This window comes from Mycobacterium sp. MUNTM1 (assembly GCF_054660795.1).
Map to the genome: position 1 here is coordinate 21,326 of NZ_BAAGDE010000058.1, position 20,677 is coordinate 42,002.

At 62.5% G+C, this 20,677-nt stretch carries 18 protein-coding genes and 1 pseudogene; 8 read left to right on the plus strand and 11 right to left on the minus strand.

All coding sequences use genetic code 11. The annotated features are described in order from the left end of the window. Nucleotides 1-118: 118 nt before the first annotated feature. The 7 genes and pseudogenes from ACYQ8K_RS25055 to ACYQ8K_RS25085 form a co-directional block, all read right to left on the minus strand. Nucleotides 119-529 (minus strand): annotated as a pseudogene (locus ACYQ8K_RS25055) (TniQ family protein); the annotation flags it as partial. Then, nucleotides 526-1,665 (minus strand): AAA family ATPase, encoded by a 1,140-nt coding sequence (locus ACYQ8K_RS25060; RefSeq protein WP_459973297.1) that lies wholly within the window; start codon nucleotides 1,663-1,665, stop codon nucleotides 526-528. The pseudogene ACYQ8K_RS25055 and the gene ACYQ8K_RS25060, both read right to left, overlap by 4 nt. After that, the gene (locus ACYQ8K_RS25065) at nucleotides 1,662-3,791 is read right to left on the minus strand and encodes a transposase (protein ID WP_459973298.1); all 2,130 of its coding nucleotides are present in this window, start codon (nucleotides 3,789-3,791) and stop codon (nucleotides 1,662-1,664) included. Before ACYQ8K_RS25065 ends, ACYQ8K_RS25060 begins: the two co-directional genes overlap by 4 nt. Next, nucleotides 3,791-4,594 carry a TnsA-like heteromeric transposase endonuclease subunit gene (locus ACYQ8K_RS25070; RefSeq protein WP_459973300.1) on the minus strand — a complete coding sequence of 268 codons (804 nt, stop codon included), beginning with the start codon at nucleotides 4,592-4,594 and terminating at the stop codon, nucleotides 3,791-3,793. Before ACYQ8K_RS25070 ends, ACYQ8K_RS25065 begins: the two co-directional genes overlap by 1 nt. Before the next feature lie 255 nt (nucleotides 4,595-4,849). Beyond that, nucleotides 4,850-7,858 (minus strand): DEAD/DEAH box helicase, encoded by a 3,009-nt coding sequence (locus ACYQ8K_RS25075; RefSeq protein WP_459973302.1) that lies wholly within the window; start codon nucleotides 7,856-7,858, stop codon nucleotides 4,850-4,852. A gap of 65 nt (nucleotides 7,859-7,923) precedes the next feature. Further along, complete coding sequence (locus tag ACYQ8K_RS25080) at nucleotides 7,924-9,081, minus strand: helix-turn-helix transcriptional regulator (protein WP_459973304.1); 1,158 nt, start codon at nucleotides 9,079-9,081, stop codon at nucleotides 7,924-7,926. Further along, on the minus strand, nucleotides 9,081-9,497 hold the full coding sequence (locus tag ACYQ8K_RS25085) for a hypothetical protein (protein WP_459973305.1): 417 nt from the start codon (nucleotides 9,495-9,497) through the stop codon (nucleotides 9,081-9,083). Before ACYQ8K_RS25085 ends, ACYQ8K_RS25080 begins: the two co-directional genes overlap by 1 nt. Before the next feature lie 70 nt (nucleotides 9,498-9,567). Here ACYQ8K_RS25085 and ACYQ8K_RS25090 point away from each other — a divergent pair, with 70 nt between their 5' ends. The 5 genes from ACYQ8K_RS25090 to ACYQ8K_RS25110 all read left to right on the plus strand — a co-directional run bounded on the left by ACYQ8K_RS25090 (nucleotide 9,568) and on the right by ACYQ8K_RS25110 (nucleotide 13,969). Continuing rightward, the gene (locus tag ACYQ8K_RS25090; protein WP_459973307.1) at nucleotides 9,568-9,990 is read left to right on the plus strand and encodes a hypothetical protein; all 423 of its coding nucleotides are present in this window, start codon (nucleotides 9,568-9,570) and stop codon (nucleotides 9,988-9,990) included. After that, nucleotides 9,987-10,370, plus strand: a complete 384-nt coding sequence (locus ACYQ8K_RS25095) for a hypothetical protein (RefSeq protein ID WP_459973308.1) — start codon at nucleotides 9,987-9,989, stop codon at nucleotides 10,368-10,370. The genes ACYQ8K_RS25090 and ACYQ8K_RS25095 overlap by 4 nt, the downstream gene beginning before the upstream one ends. A gap of 54 nt (nucleotides 10,371-10,424) precedes the next feature. After that, the gene (locus ACYQ8K_RS25100) at nucleotides 10,425-11,921 is read left to right on the plus strand and encodes a ThiF family adenylyltransferase (RefSeq protein WP_459973309.1); all 1,497 of its coding nucleotides are present in this window, start codon (nucleotides 10,425-10,427) and stop codon (nucleotides 11,919-11,921) included. Between the two features lie 638 nt (nucleotides 11,922-12,559). Beyond that, nucleotides 12,560-13,354 carry an SseB family protein gene (locus tag ACYQ8K_RS25105; RefSeq protein WP_232232243.1) on the plus strand — a complete coding sequence of 265 codons (795 nt, stop codon included), beginning with the start codon at nucleotides 12,560-12,562 and terminating at the stop codon, nucleotides 13,352-13,354. Nucleotides 13,355-13,357: 3 nt separating this feature from the next. Continuing rightward, nucleotides 13,358-13,969 (plus strand): hypothetical protein, encoded by a 612-nt coding sequence (locus ACYQ8K_RS25110; protein ID WP_231122301.1) that lies wholly within the window; start codon nucleotides 13,358-13,360, stop codon nucleotides 13,967-13,969. A gap of 57 nt (nucleotides 13,970-14,026) precedes the next feature. On the opposite strand, the gene ACYQ8K_RS25115 is transcribed toward ACYQ8K_RS25110, so the two are convergent. Then, on the minus strand, nucleotides 14,027-15,115 hold the full coding sequence (locus ACYQ8K_RS25115; RefSeq protein ID WP_051641688.1) for an FHA domain-containing protein: 1,089 nt from the start codon (nucleotides 15,113-15,115) through the stop codon (nucleotides 14,027-14,029). A 376-nt stretch (nucleotides 15,116-15,491) separates the two neighbouring features. Between ACYQ8K_RS25115 and ACYQ8K_RS25120 the strand changes: the two genes are divergently transcribed. Together ACYQ8K_RS25120 and ACYQ8K_RS25125 are read left to right on the plus strand one after the other, a co-directional pair. Continuing rightward, nucleotides 15,492-16,070, plus strand: a complete 579-nt coding sequence (locus ACYQ8K_RS25120; RefSeq protein ID WP_231122300.1) for a DUF4333 domain-containing protein — start codon at nucleotides 15,492-15,494, stop codon at nucleotides 16,068-16,070. Nucleotides 16,071-16,072: 2 nt separating this feature from the next. Continuing rightward, nucleotides 16,073-16,465 (plus strand): hypothetical protein, encoded by a 393-nt coding sequence (locus ACYQ8K_RS25125; RefSeq protein WP_036473545.1) that lies wholly within the window; start codon nucleotides 16,073-16,075, stop codon nucleotides 16,463-16,465. A gap of 124 nt (nucleotides 16,466-16,589) precedes the next feature. Here ACYQ8K_RS25125 and ACYQ8K_RS25130 read toward each other — a convergent pair whose 3' ends face one another. After that, nucleotides 16,590-17,813, minus strand: coding sequence for a hypothetical protein (locus ACYQ8K_RS25130; protein ID WP_051641686.1), 1,224 nt, complete (start codon nucleotides 17,811-17,813; stop codon nucleotides 16,590-16,592). A 149-nt stretch (nucleotides 17,814-17,962) separates the two neighbouring features. Continuing rightward, the gene (locus ACYQ8K_RS25135; protein WP_255359027.1) at nucleotides 17,963-18,541 is read right to left on the minus strand and encodes a sensor domain-containing protein; all 579 of its coding nucleotides are present in this window, start codon (nucleotides 18,539-18,541) and stop codon (nucleotides 17,963-17,965) included. On the opposite strand from ACYQ8K_RS25135, the gene ACYQ8K_RS25140 reads away from it, so the two are divergent. After that, a complete protein-coding gene (locus ACYQ8K_RS25140; RefSeq protein WP_036473540.1) occupies nucleotides 18,540-18,806 on the plus strand; it encodes a hypothetical protein in 267 nt (88 codons plus the stop codon). The genes ACYQ8K_RS25135 and ACYQ8K_RS25140 overlap by 2 nt on opposite strands. 316 nt (nucleotides 18,807-19,122) lie before the next feature. Here ACYQ8K_RS25140 and ACYQ8K_RS25145 read toward each other — a convergent pair whose 3' ends face one another. Further along, nucleotides 19,123-20,487 (minus strand): neutral zinc metallopeptidase, encoded by a 1,365-nt coding sequence (locus ACYQ8K_RS25145; RefSeq protein WP_459973312.1) that lies wholly within the window; start codon nucleotides 20,485-20,487, stop codon nucleotides 19,123-19,125. Nucleotides 20,488-20,677 lie beyond the last annotated feature (190 nt).

Consider the following 20,677-nt stretch of genomic DNA (forward strand, 5'->3'; position numbering starts at 1 on the left):
CACAGGATGACCCCGTGCTCCCGCCACATCGGGACGGTTGAAGGACCAGGCTGTGCGGACTGCGACCTCGGCGCTGTCGTCGACCACATTGCGGGCAATGGTCGGCCAACAGGCACTGATGCCTGGTGCAGGCGAACGTCCACCCCAATCTCCAATGCAGCTGCCATCGTCCATCGGTTTCGGCGAGACATCGCGGGCAATAGCGCGACCACGCGCGGCAGCCGAAAGGAAACCCATGATTGAAGCGGCGCCTGGCGTAATCGATTGCTAATGCGGTCCCGTCATAGTGCTTGAGCGTCATTGTCGTTATAGCGGATCCGTCGATGCCGGTCGCATTGGATATATTCGCGCGCTCACGGTCGGCGAGGTCGACAACCCACCACGGATAGAACGTGTAGGTATCTGCGATGCCCACTGCATGAAGGACCTCGGCCAGGGTGACGCCATGGCGTACCGCAATAGCTTCCAGCCAAGAATCAAGTCCCTCGCCGGCAACCGGCAAGACCCTCAACGGCAAGGTTCGCATCATCGCAGTGCGAGCCGCGTCGACAACCGGCGAGTACGGAACGCAACGTCGAGTTCGCGGCGGGCTTTCTCAGCAGCACTATCGACCTTGATCGAATCAAGCACCCTCTGATTCAACGCTTCTGCGCCGGTACGGATCGCTTTGACGCATCCGCGCCGGATCAACTCCATCAGCGACCCGATATGTCCGGTGCTTCGGATAAACAGATAATCCGACAGTTCCACGAGCATGCCGGGGCGTCTAGACCCCAGAACCAGACGTTCCTCGATGGTCTTCAACAGCGTGCGCCACTGTCGGCGTCCGCGCTCGGTGTCGACTCGGTAGGGAAGCATCTCAAGCATGGTGGTACGACGTGTTGTCTGTTCTAACACGATGTCCTGGTAGCCGGCGCCGTCGATATTGCAGCAGAGGTCTTCCATCAGCAGACCGCGGTCCCCTAACCCGATGCCGATCGACAGCAACGTCACTGGGAACTCGTTCGCGATGTACTTGAAGTGGTTGCTGATCTCCACTCCCCCGCTTCGCTGCCAGTGCAGGAAATGAAGGTCATCGATGATGAGAAGTTTTGTCTCGCAACTTAACACGCAATCTAGTGCTCGCTTGCCCAGTTCTTCCGCGGTGCCGCGGCGGCTGCCCGGGTGGGCGTAGAAGTCGCATAAGGCGGCGTTGAAGTCCTTCATGCTGGTGTTACCGCGCATCCCGATACGGCATACCGGCCAGCGTTCGTCACCGGCACTGGTGAAGTCTCCGTGGCGTCGTACTTCTCGCTCGTGAAAGTCCTTGCCGAAGGCCTCCATCGCCACTGTCTTACCCAGACCGGGGTACCCGTCGAGCGCAACGGCACCTTTGGCGTGATTGCCGTCCTGCGTGCTGCTATCCATGATGACCCAGAGGTCTTCGTGCAACGCCGCTAACTGCGGCGTTTTTAGTGGCCCGATATTGTTGTGCCAGTCGGCGCGCTGCTGATTGTAAATATCGGCTGCCGTCTCACTCAGCCGCCGAATCTGGGCTCGTGACAATGCTTCTGGCCTGTCGCGCTTCGGCGCGTGAACGAATTCGCGCCACCCTTCTTTACGGGACAGCGTGAGATTGTCGAGTTTGGGAGTCTTAGAGGGACGCGTGGCGGTAGCGGTGCTCATACGTCCTCCAGGACCTCGTCGTAGAAGTGGCCGTCATCGACCGTCAAGTCCTCGTCGAGATCGTCGACGAATGCTGTTGCATCGCGGGCGTCCGGCGATTCGGGCGTATTGCGAACTCGGATCGCGGTTGGCAATTCGGAAACGTTGACCGCCGCGTGCACATCGAGGCCCAGCGTGGACTGCTGGCGCGACATGCGCAGGGCGGCGCGGCGTTCGGCCATGGTGTGGCCTTGGCTGAGTTTGCGCCGCTCCAAAAGTTCGGCCAGCGCTAGCTTGTCGTCAAAATAGCGGTACTTAGCCTTGGCTACCCCGCGGGCGAACTTCAAGCCATCTTCGTTCAGCGGGCCGTCGCACGCGTCTGCTTCGGTCCAGCGCAACGCGTGCCACTGGCAGGTGTTCTTCAGATCGAAGAAGTACACCTGTCGCACATCGTCGGGATCGACGTGGACAGGCCACAGCCCCTTGCGTTGTTTGAACGGACTCTTCTCCCGCGCCTGATACCCGATGAGCCCCGCACCGCGGTACTCGCGGTGGTCGATTTCAAAGCCATAGTGTTGGATCGTGCGCCACACCACCGGCAGGAATTGGTAAGCGAGACATGGGTCGCGAGGAGCTTCGAGATACCCGGCACGCGCCAGGCCATGCTCAAACATCTGTGTCGGCGACATTCCCAATGCCCATAAGCCGGGCTCACCGATCCCCTCATGGGGTCGTCGGTGATAGACCGCGGCTACCCACTCTCGCAGCAGCGCTTCGAGTTCGTCGATGAAAAAGAACGCATCCCGCTCCGGCGCTAGACCGCGCGAATACACGTCTGGCCCTTTATAACCCGGTAACTCCTGAAGAAAACCCTGGCGAATCGTTCGGAAGAATCGTTCCACCGGGCCCTTGTCGTAGCCCACGCGAACCCGCGCCGGTTGAATCGAAATCCCCAGTTGCCGACACGCACTGGTCAGCTGCTCGCCGACATAGATCTTCCCGTGATCGACGACCAGGGTTTCCGGAACGACCGCCGGTGTCGCGGCGAACACACATTTAGGATCCACGACCTCGAGTTCGATCAAGACCGAGCGCGGCACTCCGTGCGGCGGCCACACCGCCTCGGCGGGCCAGTCGAGCCCGGCCGGCGGGGGTCGAAAGCACTGATACAGCACGGTTGCGGCGTCGATCGCCTTGGTGGAGCACGGGGTCAGCCGTAAACCGACGATGCAGCGAGAATACCAATCCATCGCCACGGTGAGATCCACACCGACCCAGCGCAAGGTGTGTGGATCCATCGCGAACACATCCAAATGAGTGGTGTCCATGAGCAAGTACTCGCCAGGCCGAGTGGGATGCATCTTGCCGTAGGGCAACACTGGACGGGCCGCAATGTCGCGGTTGCGCTTGGTGCTGTTGGAGAAAAGCGGGTAGAGCCGATCGAGCTTGTCGAGGATGCGATACGCGGTCGCCGGCGATGGTAGCCGCACCACACCCGCCCCGTAAGTCGCATCGAGGCGGGCTTGCGCGTGGGCAACCACATAACCCCGCGTCGGTCTGGACAAGTCGGTATGCTCACGCATCACGTCCAGGGCAGCGTGCTCGAATAACTCGAAGGTTTCGCTGCCCACAACGGGTTGCAGAGTTTTGGCCGAAAGCAACCCGACTTCGCCCTCGGCCTCATACCGACTCACCCAGCGCTCCACCGTGCGCAGCCCCAGCCTGAGCTCTTTGGCCTTGGCCACCATACGATCCTGTTTCGGCAGCTCGATTCTGTAACGTGGGCGCGGCTCACCCGGCAGCGCAGTCAGCGCACATCCCGATCGATAACCGGTCAACACTTCGCGGACGTGGGCGGCACGCTCACGTGCTTGACTGCGCGCTGACTCGGGCACTGCCGACCACGTCACCGTTGGGACATCACCGCCGGCCTCAGGAGCTGCGACGACGAGGTCTTCGCTGAGCAGACGGGCCCTGTCGGAGTACATCACCTCATCCAGCGCGAACCGACGGACCGTCTGAGACCTCACGTCTCGCGTCACAACCTCCGGTATCCCGCCTAGGAGGTGCATCTCAACAACTTCGACGATCTCGCCGTCATAGCTGAATCGCGTTCCCACCCCGACCCGCACACCGGCAGGTCTCATCACGGCACCTCCAACACAGTCGACGGACGCAGGGGCACATCAAGATCCACACGACATTCATGGCACCACAACAGATGCATGAACGCCGGGCGGACCAGCTGCCGCGGATAACCCTCAACCATCTGCTCGGCATCAGCGATCGACATGCCCGCGAATTGCCCTATTCTGCAACGTATCTCACCCACGATTGATTGATTGATCAGCCACTCACGGCGATAACCAGCTAGGAAGCGCACATTAGACAAGCGGATTCGGTGCGGTTCGTGCACCACGAGATACGACCAACCCAGCGATTCGATGATTCGGCGGGTCCAGGTGCACAACACCGCGACCTTCGGCTGCGCCATCCGCTCGGCGCGAACGACATCGACCACCACCGGCCCAGAATCGCTGCCCCACAAATAATCTGGAACATGCTTGCGCGCTTGCCCATCCACCACCGCACACAACGAAAATGGCTGAGCAACGATGTGGTGTACCGCAGGATCGAAATCCGCCAGCAGCAGATTCGCTAGCTCCAAACGTGACTCGTAAATGACATGGTCACGCTCGGTAGCAGACCAGTACGTTCCCGAATAATGGCGCTGCCCAAAATACCAACGGAAAGTCCGCCACGGAGCGGCTTGGAACAGCGCAGCCGGTGAGACCTTCTCCGCGGATACCGACCGCTCTTCCCCCGCCGCGGGCCGATAGGCAACGGTCGCGGTATTCAGCTCGACACCACATTCGAACGACACCGTGTTGCTCCGAACACCGCGCAGTGCCAAGTAGGACTTGGGGCCACGACCGGCGTCCTCCGCCAATCATCGAAAAAATTGTGGGGAATTGCAAGACTTCCGTATCTGCAAGCGCAATTGATGTAGCTGGTCCAACGCTAAGCCATGTTGTCGATAGCCCAACGCTCGGACAGCCATCGGCGAAGAGGACTGCCCGACGGCCAGCCCCGTCTTCAGGGGCAGCGACACAGGCGCTATTGGCAACGATGGATCCAGAATGTCAGGGTGCGCAGATACCGGCAGCGGGCCGAGAGTCAACAAGAGGGTCGAACGCTTTACCGGCTAGGGCGAGCAGAAAATGCGTAGCTGCGCGCCGCATTGCGCCACAGTGCTCCACGCAGTTTGAAGCAACGCATAGATTTGGATTATTTCGTCGGCTGGCTGCGGCCTGGCAATTTCGGCGCGTACTGTGTTGACCGACATCCCAGCGCCAAGAACGATCCAAACCTCCCGCTGCGCACTGGGATTGGTGATAATTTCACGAGCGGGGTCCCAGATTACCTGTGGGTTTCGTTCGTTCGCGGTGCGAAGACGATTCAAGGTTGGACGTTGGTTGTTGGCGGCTGGCCAGGGTTTGTCCCAATAGTCAAGCGGCGGTTGGCTCTGCGTTGACGGCAGCAAATAGGCCACGTTCTTTATCGCTTGGGACACGACCTCGTGAAACACTTTGGCAGATCGCCTGGCTCCATCTCCATATTTTGCGTGGATGAACGCGATCCGGTCGGGCTGCATAGCGATGAAGTCGCACGGTTCGGTTCCCAGGTCGGTACATAACAAAGTCTCGATACGGTCGAAATAGACTGACATCTCGGCAATCTCGGTGCGCTGGCCCTGCCCGCCAGCAAGCTTGTCGATGACGCCGAACACGCAATCGCTGGCCCATCCGTCACCGACAGGCGCACTCTTCTCGGCTGTGACGTCTGCGAGCTCGGTCATACCCGTGAGAAGGTTCACCAAACGCAGCCCCGCGCCGCTCGTGTGCGGATCGGGAACCGCGATGAATTGTCCGTGTACGTAAATGCTGCCCGGCGTCTGCGGCACGACGCGGACCAGCTGCTCGCTATTGATGACGGTAATGAGTTCGCGTCCTGTTGGCTCGCGGAAGTCCCGACGCTTGAGGGCAGATGATTCGAACCGGTATCGGCCGGCTGTGGAGTCCCATCGCAGCGTGGCATGGAGCGGTGCGCCGCAGACCTGAAGTGTCAGCGTGCCGTCGATAACCTCGGTGGCGATTCCGTCGAGGTGAAGCGCCTCTGTGCTGCCTGATGCGTCGGTCCGCGTGAAGTCAGTGGTATCAACGTCGAGCAGTAGGTGACGAGGTGTCGGATCCGATGGTGCGCTGATCGCATCTGCATACCGGTTTAGGGTGGCGCTGGCCATCGCGTTCGTATCGTCGAGGACTGCGTCAATGGCGTCGACCCAGTCACGGTATCGCTCGAAGGTGAGTCGAGTTCCACGGCCGTCACGGATGCGTGATCGACTGATCCCGAGGTACCTGCGGGTTCGGCTGCCCAGCACGGAGTTCGTTGTATAGCCTTCAGCCACGTTGCACACGTAGGCATAGTCGGTGAGTTCGGGCGCCACGTCTTCGATCGATGCGGCGCGCAAAGTGCGGGATCGGATCGCCCGCCTTCCGATGTCGGTGTTATCGAGCGCCACGCTGGTAAGTCGAGTGTCGCGGTCCAGAAGGAGAGAGAGCACCGGTCGTGTTTCCTGAGTCAGTCTCAATTCGCTGACGATGACATCGGGGATGTGGTTGTGAGTGTCGAAGACGAACAACCGACTCTTAGTCAATCGAATGACGGTAAACCCGAGATCCCCCTCAAGGAATAGCCCGCTGAGCAGCACATCTGAATTGCTGATACCGACAAATCCGATGACCACAGTCTGGGGGTCGGGGAACATCGGTGCTTGCACGGTGAGGCCCGACAGCTTGTACTCGTGTAGAACCGCAGCACCGAGGTCCGCACTTGACATGTGCCGTGGTGGCGGCCATCGGTAGATGCGCGCTGCGGGTCGGTAGGCGAACTGTCGCCACAAATCGGGACTGCCGAGGTCGATGGGCGCACGAAACTGCTGGTCGTAGTAGGCGGAGACGGGCTGGGCATCCAGCAGGCACTGCGTGAAGTCGGGCGTCGTTGCTGTGGCTTCTCCGCTGTGGCGATCGAAATACAGGTACCGGTTCCATATCTGGCTAACGTCGAAGCTGTGCCGCGAAAGCACCCATGCGGTCTTGGGAGTCGGTGTAGGTCGGCGCAGAACGCGGCCGATCTGTTGGACCACCGCACGGTCATTGTTCAGGGGATCGTGAAACGCCAACACCCGAAACGTCGGATCGTCTATGCCTTCGAGAAGCTTGTACTGGTGCACCCAGTACTGCGCTTGACTGTCCTCGGGAGCCGGTACCTGGTCCATAAGATACTCGTCTCCGCTGTTGGCGAATCTCTCGTGAATGCCGATGGCGGACTTGCCATGTCGGTGAAGGGCGCTCACACATGCCCGGATGGCGTTCGCTGTGGCACAACGGATTATGACCCGTGCCGCGCTGAGGCGCTTGCCGGAAACGAACGCAATCGTCTCTTCGACGAACTGCTCGGTGCTGCCGTCAGCAAGATTCACAAATCTGGGTTCTCGTAATCGACCGTCCGCGACAGCCTGATGGTGGTGATACCAGAACCGGTGGGCTGGATCGACTTCGAAGTGAAGCTCGTCATTGCGATACGGGGTCGCAGTGAATAGGACGGTGGGCAATCCCAGTCTCCGCACCGCGCCAGACCACTCATGTGATGGTTCGTAGTGGCCCTCGTCGACAAGCGCCGCGTTGAATCGGCCGAAGCACTCGGCTCGGCGCGCCGAGTCGTCCTTCAGCTCGGTGTCGATGCTAAGGGCCTTTTGGAAGGTGCCGATAAATACAGTTGGAGTTGAAGTTGCGCTCAACTCGTCGACTCGTGATGCGACAGGTAGTTCGCGCGTCGCAGGGAATTGTTGCGGTCGCGTCAGTCGAAGCTGGCGCCACAATCCCTCATCAAGAGCGCGGCGAACCTGGCGCACCAACGAGAGTCTGGGGACAAGGACAAGCCAATGCCGATGTTGCCTACCGCTTTCGATGACGCCCGCAATAACCCCGGTTTTGCCAGTGCCCGTCGGCATTGTGACAAGTCCGGCGCCCGTCGGCGGTCGTGTACGCGACGCGAGATATCTCGTCATTACCCTGACTGCATCTCGCTGATGCGGCCACAGAGCGCTAGCCAGGGAGTGCTGTGTTGTCACACCACCATGAAACCGCCCCACCGGAGCAACCCGCTGAGCGACGCGCCCACGATGCCATGGATAAGATCCACTATCTAGACACGATGCTAGCGAATACCTTGCGGATAGTTCCCGAGGATTGCCGCAGCCAGATCCACGGATTCGCGAAGTTTACCGAAACGGGACCATTTGCCGGTGTAGTGACCATATTGGCCCGCAACGACACCGATGGATAAGTTCGTCCTATCGGCGAATTGCTTGACGTCTGCGATTGTCGTGAGTAGAACTAATTCGCATCGTTGTCGATCGGAGAGGAAAATATCTGCAGCGAATGCGTCAGCAGCCGTCTCTTGTTGATCGTGATCGTCAGTTGCGGTTCCTTTCCGATCGAAATGCATGAATGTCACTCGTTTGGGATGTAGCAGCACATGCGCGATTTCATGAATCATCGTGAACCAGAATATATCGACAAACTTATATCTGCCAGTCAAAGCAATAATGGGGTGCGACGGCGTTAACCACCACGTTGCACCCGATATTCGCGTTTCTGCGATCTCTGGGACAAAAACCAGCAACACTCCTGCGCTCGATAGCAGATCTCGTGCCGTGCGGAAGCCTTGACCGATTTCCACGCGGCTTAGCGCTGGTAGTCGTTGTGCGACGGCTCGCAAAGCGCCGGGATCGTAATCGTCTGAAGTGGAGAGCAGGCCTTCGGCTTGGACCTCAGATAACCGACGCCACAAGGCCGTGGCATACGGGTCGACGGTAAATTTCTGACTGCGACGATAATTAACTTGTGGAGCTAGCCATATACGGTCGAAGGACTTTTCATCAGCGACTCTAAAGAAGCGCAAGAGTTCGTCCACACGATCCGCCATAGCCTTTGAGAAGTCAACAACACCATAATCTTGAAGCACATTGCGAGGAAATCTGCTAAACCACCGATTGAGTCCTGCCAACATGCTCGCCGAAGCTCGTCGTACTTTCTCCGCCTGCCATGTCGCGTCCATCTGCAGCGTTATCTCGGCGGCGATGCCGAGAACGCGCTCTAACGACACTGCGATCTCAGGAGATAACGGCACATGGCCATTAATCAACTGATTAAAATGTTTCGTACTGATATTAGCCCGCGCCGCCACATCGGATTGTGAATATTCGAGAGCATCTAGCTCGGCTTTGATCAATGAGCCCGGTGGGACGGCCCAATCTGGCTCGAAGCGACCCGCGACATAGGTGACCGCAGGATCTGGGTGGGATCCCGCCATCAGCTGACGTTTCGAAGGACGCTAGCACCGTCGGTGCAGACATCGTCGACGCGAAGCGCCGCCGCCGCCGAAGCGGCGGTCCAAAACTTCTCGTCGTTGCCCTGAAGCAACCGGCCGGCCTTCGTCAAGACTGCGGCATGCATAACAACCTCCTTGTGCTCAACGACGACGCGCCCCAACGGTGGATCGGTAAGCAGGACATCCATACTGCGCAACCGAGCCACCGAGCGCAGATCAGGGGCATGCCCGACAACCGAAAGCAGCAGCCGCACAGCATCGACCGACCCGGGACACAACCGGGCCAGAACGTCACGTGACATGCAGATGCGGCGCAAGTCCGCCGACACCCAAGCGAGAAAAATTCTGTTACCTCCAAGGTAATAGTAAACTCGTGTAGGATCGGTTACCGGATACACCAAGCATACCTGCGACACCGCCGTACGACCGGTGTCGACACGAGTTCGAGTAGGACAGGAGGGCCTGACCATGGCCACAATCCACATCACGATCGACGAGGTCGAGTACTCCACCCCCGACGGTGACCAGGAGGCCGCGTCGCTGGTGCGTCTCGCCGGCCGCGACCCGAAGGACTACGACCTGTTCCTTATCGACAAGCACGGCGTCGAAACGCACATCCACGACAAGCAGATCGTCGATCTGCATGATGGCGAACGCTTCCGCACCCGCCGCAAGGTGCGGTTCAGCATCGACGGTGAGCCGCACACCACCTGGGACGACGAGCAGACCGCCGATGCGCTGCTGCGGCTGGCCGGCGTCGCCCCGGCGAAATACGACCTCGCCCTGGTCAATGCTGCCGGTGGACCCGAGAAATTCTCTGGCGAGCAGATGGTGACCATCCACGACGGCGACGAGTTCGTCACCGCCAAGCACGCCGGGCCCGTCCAGTGACCGAGCTGCCAGCGCACGGCTCGCCGGCACGACGCTTCGCCGACGAGATGAGCGTCGCCGCCGGTGTACCCGTGCACGCGGAACCCGGTCGGTTGATGTTCGACGTCCTGGCCGTCGATGGCGCGTTGGCCGGACAAATGGTCCAGACCGGCGTCAGTCTGAACGAGGTACAAAACTGGCCCCAGGTGCCGCCACACTGGGTGCACCTGCCCAACACCGTTGTATTCGAGACCACCACCAGCGACACCAACGACTGCCCACCGGGGTGGAAGCGCCACTCACGTGAGTTCGCCTTCACCGACACGTCGGTCCCGCCGGCAACGGCATGGCTGCGTCACGTGCGAGGCCTGCTGTCGCTGGCAGTCGCACCCGCAGCCTAGGTAGGCATGCTCCGGCGCTCAGCGGAGGACTCCGACAGATAGGAGAAGGACTTAGTGCGGCACTCGGTGGCGATGACCCACGAGGTGCACACCGCCATGCGCAAGCACCTCATCCGCGACGACGGCCAAGAAGACGTGCTCGCCGCCACGTACCTGCTGTCCACGGGTATGCAGCGCAAGACAGCTGTGCTGACGACGGTGATCATGCCCCGCGACGGCGAGCGATTGATCCACGGTAACGCCTCGTTCACCAGCGACTATGTCCTGCGCGCGGCCGCCGAGGCCCGCGCCCGTGGTGAAGGGCTGGCGTTGCTGCACTCCCACCCTTACGGTCGCGGATGGCAGGGCCTCAGTCGCACCGACCACGACACCGAAGCCGATTACGAACGTGTCGCCCGCGCCTACACGAAGATGCCGCTAGTCGGCATGACCCTGGCCGGCGCAGACGACGCCTGGTCGGCCCGCTTCTGGTTCGACCGCACACGCCCGAGCTGGGCCGAATCGGTGCGCTGCGTGTCCGACAAGCTGGTCGTAACATGGAACGACGCCCTGCGTCCAGTGCCACGGCCGACTCGATCCCAACAGCGCACCGTGTCGGCGTGGGGAGAGCAGTCACAAGCCTCGATCGCCCGGTTGCGTGTCCTTGTCGTCGGTGTCGGCAGTGTCGGCCTCGACGTCGCGCAGCGCCTCGCCGCGACTGGGTTACTCGAAGTTGGAGTAATGGACTTCGATGCCGTCGAGCCGGTGAATCTGGATCGCATGATCGGCGCGACGCGGCTCGACGCCGCCATCGGCCGCACGAAGGTCGCCGTCGCTAAACGGCTCATGGTCTCGGCTGCCACCGCGGGTCACTTCAAACCGGTCGTGCACGAGACAAGTGTCAGCGACCCCACCGGGCTGCAGGTCGCGCTGGACTACGACGTGATCTTTTCCTGCGTCGACCGACCCTGGCCGCGCGCGGTGTTGAACCTGACGGCCTACGCCGACCTCATCCCCGTCATCGACGGCGGCATCGCCCTCGATACCTTCGCCGACGGACGGCTGCGCAGTGGAATTTGGCGCGCCCACACCCTCGTCCCCGGACACCCGTGCATGGTCTGTCTTGGCCAACTCGACCTTGGCGAGCTCAGTCTCGACAAGCAGCGCCTGCTTGATGATCCGACCTACATCGCCCGCACCGGCGGACAGGCGCCAGCGGCTCAGAATGTCGCCGCTCTCTCAGCCAGCGTCAGCGCCGCCCTGCTCGCCCAGTTCGTCAGCCTCGTGGCCCACCCCGGCGGCCGCGGCGTCCCCGCACCGCTGCGCTACCTTCTCGCACCGCATCAGCTCGAGCACTCCACTGCAACGACTGGGAACTATTGCAGCTACGAATCCGAAATTGCGATGGCAGACCACCGACCCGATCTCACCGAAGTCCAAGACGAATGGCGTCGCGCAATCGCTCAACGCAAACACCGGAAACTGTCACTGCGCTTCCGAGTGCTCGACCTGGCTGAGCGAGCCCTGGAGATCGCCACGGATCACGTTCTCAGCGGGCTACCGGGATGCTGACGGTGTCGGTCCTGTTGCGGCCAACGATGGCTCGGACGCCTCGCCGGACGACCCAGCTGAGTGTGTGCCGTCCGCAGCGCCGCCGATAATCAAGCGAGTAGGGAACTCGCCACTAGCTTCATACCCCGGCATTCGTTATGCCCGTGCACGCTAAACTACCACTGCAGCAACTGAATTTGACGCTTTAATTCCGCGAACGAGTTCGTCACAGAACTTGCGATGGGCGGTCACGCATGGATAAACGTCGATATCCACGCTTTTTGCGTCGTGAGATGTGACGCTAACCCAATCGAGAACCACAATAGTATTGGTGCACAAGACACTTCGATGGTGGGGAGAGAGGGCCTAGCGGGTACCGTCGAAGCGACGGCTGAGACCTAGGCCCACTAAACAGATTCTCATCTTCGTGGCGGATCCGCCAACTTGACGTCACGAAGATGAGAATTCCGCCATGTTGGATGAGAACCTACACCAGCAGCCACCACCTACCTCAACACCGCGCTGGTCACCAAACTTGGCAACCAAATCCACTAAACCGCCAACGAGACACCGCGCGCCGCGTTCAGGCTGCAGCGCACGACGCGTTAAGAACCAGGCCATCGTTGAATCACGCTATCTGTGCAGTCAGGGGAATCCGTATGGCAATGCCAACCGAGGACAACGGAAACCGCGCCACCCTGGTCGACAATGTGGCGCTGCGACAAGCCGTCGCCGCCTTCGCCGCACAACCCAACCAGCGCGGGGCGCTCGAGGTACTCCGTTTGTGCATGGTCGGTGAGGTGCTTTTCGACATCACCGGATCCGATGCATTTACCGGCCAAACACCGTTCGCGGCCGGGTCTCGCCTCCAAATCCGCGGCGGCACAGGCCCCCACGGCAAAGGGTCGGCGCTGTTCGCTTATACCCGTCATGAGGAGATCGCCCGCCTGCACCCGCCGGGTACGCGCACGCAGTCATTGGTGCAGTCGGCTACCGGGGCCCTGGAGCTGGCCCAAAGCCAAGGCAACGACTGGCTCTATATCGACCCCGCCGGCCCCACCTGTGCATTGTCGGCCGCCGAAATCGATTTCGCCTTGCGCAATCCGAATAACGAGCCGCTCAAACGGGCGCTGGCCGATCACGCTGCCGGCAAGATCGACAGGCACACCGTCGTCGACGTGGTGCGCCAGAACGGACCGTTGGCAATCGCCGCCGACGATTCCCAAGGCAACGGGCACATCGCCGTTCGCAACACCACACATCCCGACGGCAGCTCCAGCATCTTCGGCTTCACCAGCGGCCCAGAAGTTCTAGCTTGGAGCCCCGCTGATGCGGCCGGGCCCCTCACGGTCGAACAAGTGGTGAACATGGCTCGCGCGCAAGGCCACAGCGGGATCGTCATCAACCCGGCAGGCCCATACCTGTGGGTCTCGCTGGCCGAAATCACCCAATAAAAAATGAAGAACGCCAACATCTTTCACGCGCCGAGAACCCGGCTCAAGGATGTTGCTGCGAAACGATCGCTCATATTGATCGCGCTGGCGCTTGCCTGGCCGGCGTTGGTCGGTCTGCCCCTGCATGCGACCGCAGCGCCCGATGACATTGATGCACTGATCGACGACAGCGGGCCACTGCCCAAACAGACCCGCGACCTCACGGCACTACCTGATCTGCTGTTCACCACCCCTAGTGGCCTGCTGTGCAAAAAGACCGTGGTCAAGGTGATGCATGACGTGACGTGCGCGGGTGATCTGCCCGGGGCGCCGGCGGGGACCCGGGTGGTGACACTGCCCACGGTCTACGCCCAGGCCAACGGGCCGGCGCGGTTTCTGCCCACCCCGCCCGAACGATTCTTCGGCGACACCACGGGCCAGGCGCCGGTCCTGCTGCCAGCGGGGCACAAAATCGTGTTCTGGGCGTTCTCGAACACCCAATCGCTGGTCTGCGGGGTGCCGCGATCGGCGGATCTGGTGTGCAGGCTCAACGCGCCGAAGGCCATCGGTGCCGACAACAGCGGTCCACAAACCCATGGCTTCGTGATCGCGGCTCCCCACAGTCACGTCTTCTGACGACAGCCAAGACGCGCGCGGCGCCCCGACAGCATCGTTCGCTCACATCGTGATCGGTTATTTGTCTAACAGGTCGGCGATCAGGAGCTCGATTGCGTCGGCGACATCGGGCGTTACGGGACGTTCGGCTTCGGCGTCTTCAAGGGCTGAGGCGGGCAGCCCGGAGCCTATGGCCGCCTCTTCCAGGCTCAGCTCCGCCCGGTGGCGGGCCCCGTAAAGCCGCTGCCCCAACGTCGCCGACGGCGAGGCGGCGGCGCGCATCATCACATCGTTGTAGGTGCGCCGCACACGGCTCAACGCCTTCATGGCCGCAGCGCCCCCAGTGGGCTGGCGCGCAGCAGTCAACGCCAGGCCCTCGAGCCTGCGCAGATCAGCCAGGATCGCAGTGGCTTTGGCGGTGAAGTCCGGGGCGTTCGGTTCAGGCAAGTCCGCGATGGTCACGCTGACGGCTTGCAGAGCGAGCTCGACCGTGCGCGAAATAGTCGGCGCGTGAATGGAGTCGGTCAACACCTCGGTCGCCTCGTCGCTACCAGCCTCAGGGACGGCCGCTGCTGCTAGCTCGCCCTCGCGTCGCTGCGCCTCGATGTACCCGGCGGGCAAGTCCAATTTCTTTTCCAGTTTTGCCAGCGTGCTGGGATGCGGCCAGCTGCGACCCAGCTCGAAATTGATGAGAGCGGACTGGTTATAGATCCCGTCGTTGTCCAGGCCCCGCTGGGAGATCCCCAACTGCTCACGACGCGCACGGACCGCTTGGCCAGCCCGCAGACGCCCCGCCGCGGCGATTTTCTCGGCTCGCGACGGATGCTCGGTCTGAGCTGACCCCAGTGCCTGGGTCGACTCATCCTGAGTCACGTCGGTGGTAAGGGTCACGGCCACCCCATCTGGGGTCCCGAGGTGCAGGGTCGTGGTAGCGGTAATGGGTACCGGGGTGCGGCGTTCTCCGTCGACGAACATTCCGTTGGTGCTGACATCGACGGCGTACCAACCATCGGGGTGGGGTTCGAGGACAACATGGCGCCGTGAAACCCGCTCATCATCGATGTCGACCGCCGCCTCAGGATCTCTGCCGATGAATACCGCGCCCGCGGCGGCGTGAAGAGTGTGCGTCGCGCGACCGACCCGCACAATTAGCGCGGGCGTCGTCACTGGGCTGGCAATCAATCGTCGCTCCCTTTCCCGGTTGAGGCACTGATGCTCTGCTGTTAAACAAAGCGCTCGGCTAAATGCTACCTCATCCGAACCGTAAAGGTGGGCTAGAAAGCACAGCGCCGCTGTCGAGGGCCTGCGGCGTTCTGCGATTCTCGCGTCGTGCGTACCGATGGGCGACTCACCACATTAATCCAGGTAGACACCCTAGAGTGAGCTGCTGACGCGGTTGCTTCACCGGGCCCATGACTCGCAAGCGGGACGGCCCCACAAGCGTGCTGTGGTTTCTAAACCATTGCGCTATGGGGACTGCTTGGGTTACTGTTCGGGCACGATGCCATTGCGGCCCTCGGCCACGCACAGAGAAAGGTCGCCGATGCAACACCCACAGCAGCCGCCCCTGGCGCCACCGCGCCACCCGTACGCGCCGGGGATGCCGCCGGTCGCTCCCCAGGGCTTCTACGAACCGCCTATCCAGCCACTGCCCCGCCCACAAGCCTTCCCGATGACGCCCCAGGCCGGCCCCTTCCCCTACCCGCATCCTCACCTACCACCAGGCGCGAACCCCTGGGCACCAACCGCCTTCACGGCCCGTAGTCCCCGAGTTGGCCTGCGCGGCAAACACCTTCCGCTCTACCTGGGCGGCGCGCTCACCGCGATCACCGCGGCGGTGCTCTTCGCGGGATTCGTAGCACCCGGTTTTCTCGTCACCAAACAACTCGACGTCCGCGCTGTCGCAGCCGGCGTCACGCACGTCTTGTCCGATCCGAACGGTTACGCCGCCAAGAACGTCAGCGACGTCACCTGCAACGACGGCCACAACCCCACCATTCTCAAGGGAGCCACCTTCACCTGCCAGGCCACCATTGACCACATCAAACACCAGTTCACGGTCACCTTCACCGACGACGCGGGTGGCTACGAGGTCAGCGCCCCGAAGGGAACAAAAATCTGACCATGCGCTTGGACGACATGGGCCAGCCGGCACGAATCCACTGCGGCCAGGCGCCAAAGCCGCCTAACCGCAACCTGTTAGGGGCGTGCCTAGCGCTGCTGGCGATGGTGGTGCTGGCGCTGGTGATCCTGCTGTTGTTCAACGAGTTGAGCAGCCCGGTGTTCGGGGTCAAACTCGAAGAGGGCTATTTCCCCGACAATTCCGCGACGATCGTGCATTCCGCACGAATCGGGGTCCTCACTTCGACCGGGTTGATCGTCGTCGCGACTGGCCTGGCCGCGAGCGCCGTGGCCGTACGCCCGCACCCATTTCTCCAGGTGGTCGCCGTGCTGACCCTGGTGTCCCTGATCCCGCTGCTACTGCTGCTCTTGTTCTGCTACGCCCTTGCCTTCTAAACCTCCTCGGGAGGACAGGAATTCTCCGTCCCGAAGCGCCGCGAGTTTCGTGCGATTGCAGATGGGATCAGATCGTCCCACCGGGATCCATTGCCCATCCTGGCGGGCTGCCATCCGCGCGGTGTCAGCGGGAGAGCTCGACGAGTTCTCCGCTGATTTCCCACCGCGAGCCGATGGGTTCAACGGCCAGCAGCTCACCGGCCACACACCAATCGTCTCCAGGGCTCCACTGGACACCCCCGGCACCGAAAGGCTTGACAAGCCGCGGCACAGCGCCGAGCACGCCGCGTCGTTGATCAAGCAGGTGCGCCTCGATTTCGGCGGCATCGGCCGCCAGCATTGTCGCAAGCCGCGCCACAACTTCAGCAAGCACGGTCGCGTCTGCATGGGTGGCGAACACCGAGATGACGCCATCGAAAATGCCTTTTACCAAACCAGCACCCCACACCGGTGGTCGACCCCCGCGCGGCGGCCGGACCCGGACTCTGACACCAAAAGGTGTATGGGGCGTGCATTCTGGCTCGAATACCTTCACCGGCCCGCGCGCGAGCGCTAGCCACACTTGTTCCAGCTTCTTCTCGCCAGAGAACGCGCCCAGGTCCGTCCAGTCGAACGACGCCAGCAGTCGGCCCTGCCGCCAGTCGGTGAAGGAGGCCGACCGCGGTGCCAGCGCATAGCGGTAGCAGAACGGATACTCGCCACCATCCGGAGGGGCTGGCACGACAGCACCGTGCTCGAAGCGAATCCCGTTACACCCAGCGATCGCAAACGAGCCAATGTTGTAGAGCAACAGGTTTTCCACGTCAGCACCGTCGGGCTTTGCTCCGAAAAACGTGGCGTGCAGCACCTGGCCATCCGAGGGTTTGAGCTGCCTGCAGCGAGCCTGAATCTCGCTGCTTAGGTTCTTCTGGCGGACACGCCGGTCCCCAGACTGGATGTAGGCATCTGCCCAGGCCTCGACGACCGCACGCCCCGGCAATGGCCCGTGGACCACGCTGCGACCCTCATACTCACGGCGTGGGCCTGTTCGCCGGCTCCGCCCTGTCGTGGTGGATTCCAGGTTTCGCGGGCCCGAGTGGCAGATCGCGCACACCGCAAGCGGCTCCCCCAGCTCTTTGATCGCCCACCGCTCGAGTTCGGCCGAATGCTGCGCACAGACCTTCACGTACGGTCCGGTCCAGCTGCCGGCGCGTGGGTTCGTCCCGTTGATCGTTCGGCACCTGGCACGGTGCACACGGGCGCCGGTGGCAGTGTGGCTGCGCGCAATGTTGATCACGAAGCCATCCGGGTGGTCAGTCAGCCAGGCTTGATAGCCCGCATCATCGTCGCGAAACTCCCGTGCACTCATCCCCAGACCTTCATCGTGCCCTGCGGGTCTGCACCCCGAGCCATCACCCGTGTCATCATTCCCACTGCCGCTGTGCTGCAGAGGGTTTCGTAGCATGCGCTGACTTCCCCGTGAAACTCCCGCCGCCGCAGGGGCGCAGTTCTGGCCGGTTATGAGTGGCGGGTGATGTTGTCATTGATCACGCGAGCAAGTGATGCGCCCGTGGTGATGGTGTTTTGCCCGCACGCGCGCACATCCACCACGACGTTGCGCCGCACACCCATCGCGCGCTCGCACTCACTGCCTTGGTGTTCGCTCGCCCCGGCGGGCAGCAACACCGTGCTGGCGATGCCGTCGGTCTCGCTGATGATCGTGATCGTGGCGTGGTCATCGGGTTGGCCGTTGGTGAAGGAAACGGTGACGCCGGTCAGTCGGCACCCTCGCCACGCCGAGAGCTGTTGGGTGTAAAACTGTTGCGCGGCAGCCTCATCGGAGAACGCCGCCACCGCCTGAATCACCTTGTGGCGTCCCGGACTGGCCTCCATCAGTCCTTGGACCGCGACGCCGGTATACCCCGACCCGGTGTAGGTGCTTGCCAACGCCGGGGCCACGGCGCTGGCGCACTTGGCCGGGTCTATCGACACGTCTGAGGCAAGCGACGTCGCCACCTCACGCGGTCGCATCTGCACGTCGTGGAGTACATTGCCGACCTGGTCGGCAGATGCCAGCAGGCTCGGCAGCGCTGCGATGTCTAGCGCCGGCGCCGCCGGCGAAGCGCTCGGTGACGGTGTCGGCGGCGCCGGCCTACTCGAGCTCGAGGCAGGTGCCCGCGTCGATGACGGCGCCGCCGAGTTCGACGTCGTCGTCGAATCGTTGCCGCCCACCACCACCAGCGTGATCACCACTACCGTGATCACGGCGGTGATCGCACCGGCAACCCACCAGGGCCAACGCCGGCGCCGCCGCGGCGGCGGGTATCCGATGGGCGGCATGCCCGGACCGCCCACTGGGTAGGGATACGGCGGCCCACTCGGTGGCCCCTGCCAGTGTGGTGGGGCTTGAGGCGGCTGCCAGGCCGGGCCGGGTTGCGGGAAGGATCCTCCCCCCGGCGTCGGTGGCGGCGCTGGTGGGCGCTGCGGGAGGTTCATCGTCGGCTCATCGCCCTGCCCGGGCCCCCAATCGGTGCTCATTGCTCTAACCCTGCCTCAATACGGTGAAATCCTCAGTGGGATTGCGGATCCAATGCCTCGTCGGCGAGCGGCTGTCGTCGCACCGTGTCGCTGCTCGCTCACCGGGCCCGCATTGATCCAGCACCTGCGTGCGGCTCTGTTCAGGCGTCGGTGAAACGTTGGTAGCACAGGTCGTCGTTGCTGTTGACGACCCCGGAGCGAAATGCGGTGATCCGGGTAAACCCCGCCGGCACGGTCTGCCCGTTGACGTCGCTGGCCACCAGGTGGTTGGTCAACAGCCCGGCAACAGCTTTGTCGAGGTCCCCGGCAGTCAGGGTCAGCGCATTGCCCGACGGCACCGACACCGTGCCAGCCATTTTGCGGTGCGCCAGGCCGGTAAGGCAGGCGGTCCGCAATGCGCTCACCGGTGAATCGAGCTTGAGGCCGCGTTCGTGTTGCACCGCAAGGACATACCGCGACATCACCACCGACATCGCGGTGTCATCACCCTGGATCAGCACATGACCGGACTGCTCATTACCGGGCGCACCCATCTTTTGGAGCTGGGCGAGATCGACAGCGATGGTGTTGGTGGCCGGGCAGTATGAGGCGGGCGGGCTGGCTTGGGCGTCAGCGCAGCCGGCGGCGGTATAGGACAGCTGCGGGGGGCTTTTCAGGGCGAAGATCGCCCCAAGGGTGTCCATCAGCGACGACAGGGTTTGCTCGGTGATCGGCACTTCCCCGGTCTCTAAGCGACCGGATTGGTCGTAGGTCAACGCGATCGGCAAATCCCCGCGACGCTGCTTGACCTCGTTGTCGTCGATCGCGGCACACGCCGAGGCGCCTGAGACAAAACCCATCTGGAAAGCACTGACACGGTCGAGCGCGGTGCCGTGGCCTTCTTCGATCAGCTCCCGATCGTCGGGGGTAAGGATCGGGTCACGCAGGGTGATCAGGCCGGCCAGTACATGGTCGAGCCCGTCACCGGTACTGAGGGTGAAGCGCGTCGACTTGCCTTCGGCAACCCAGCGCATGTAGACACCGCCAAAGCAGTCCGCCTGCTGTTCTAGCACGATCGTCGAGGTGCCGCGGGGGGCGATGTTGGCCATGTCCTGAATGGCGTGACCATACTCGTGAGCGAAGATGCCTGTGACCGGCATCGATCCGAAATATGTTTTGCCGGTGGGGATAAGCACCCCGCGGTCCCAGGCGATCAGGTTGCAGCGCGGCGAGAACAACGCGTTGATCAGTTTGTAGGTTCGGTGATGGCATACGGCAGGGCTGGCCGGATCCTCGGAGTCGTAGGAGACGAGTTCGTCGACGGGCTTGAATTCGCCTTTGAAAAATTTGCTGTAGTTGGAGCGCCAGAAACTTTGAATGTCGTTGACCGACAACAGCACCAAAGTGTCGTCCTCACCATGGTCGGTGTTTTCCACTGTGCCGGTGGGTTGGGGTGCGTCGCTGCGAGGTCCGCTTGGGCCGTCGACCGCCAGCAGGCCCCCGACGTGGAAAGGGTCGTAGAGCATCGAGGCACCGTGTCCTTTGATGATGGTGGTGCACCCCGCGGCGGGGGGGGGGGGGGGGGGGGCCCCCCCCCCCCCCCCCCCCCCCCCCCCCCCCCCCCCCCCCCCCCCCCCGGGGGCCCCCCCCCCCCCCCCCCCCCCCCCCCCCCCCCCCCCCCCCCCCCCCCCCCCCCCCCCCCCCCCCCCCCCCCCC

Excerpts from the sequence above, each read along its gene's own strand:
- ACYQ8K_RS25060 (WP_459973297.1), bottom strand. The coding sequence starts at position 1,665 with ATGAGCACCGCTACCGCCACGCGTCCCTCTAAGACTCCCAAACTCGAC.
- ACYQ8K_RS25065 (WP_459973298.1), bottom strand. The coding sequence starts at position 3,791 with ATGAGACCTGCCGGTGTGCGGGTCGGGGTGGGAACGCGATTCAGCTAT.
- ACYQ8K_RS25080 (WP_459973304.1), bottom strand. The coding sequence starts at position 9,081 with ATGGCGGGATCCCACCCAGATCCTGCGGTCACCTATGTCGCGGGTCGC.
- ACYQ8K_RS25090 (WP_459973307.1), top strand. The coding sequence starts at position 9,568 with ATGGCCACAATCCACATCACGATCGACGAGGTCGAGTACTCCACCCCC.
- ACYQ8K_RS25105 (WP_232232243.1), top strand. The coding sequence starts at position 12,560 with ATGGCAATGCCAACCGAGGACAACGGAAACCGCGCCACCCTGGTCGAC.
- ACYQ8K_RS25110 (WP_231122301.1), top strand. The coding sequence starts at position 13,358 with ATGAAGAACGCCAACATCTTTCACGCGCCGAGAACCCGGCTCAAGGAT.
- ACYQ8K_RS25120 (WP_231122300.1), top strand. The coding sequence starts at position 15,492 with ATGCAACACCCACAGCAGCCGCCCCTGGCGCCACCGCGCCACCCGTAC.
- ACYQ8K_RS25125 (WP_036473545.1), top strand. The coding sequence starts at position 16,073 with ATGCGCTTGGACGACATGGGCCAGCCGGCACGAATCCACTGCGGCCAG.
- ACYQ8K_RS25130 (WP_051641686.1), bottom strand. The coding sequence starts at position 17,813 with ATGAGTGCACGGGAGTTTCGCGACGATGATGCGGGCTATCAAGCCTGG.
- ACYQ8K_RS25140 (WP_036473540.1), top strand. The coding sequence starts at position 18,540 with ATGTCTAGCGCCGGCGCCGCCGGCGAAGCGCTCGGTGACGGTGTCGGC.
- ACYQ8K_RS25145 (WP_459973312.1), bottom strand. The coding sequence starts at position 20,487 with ATGCTCTACGACCCTTTCCACGTCGGGGGCCTGCTGGCGGTCGACGGC.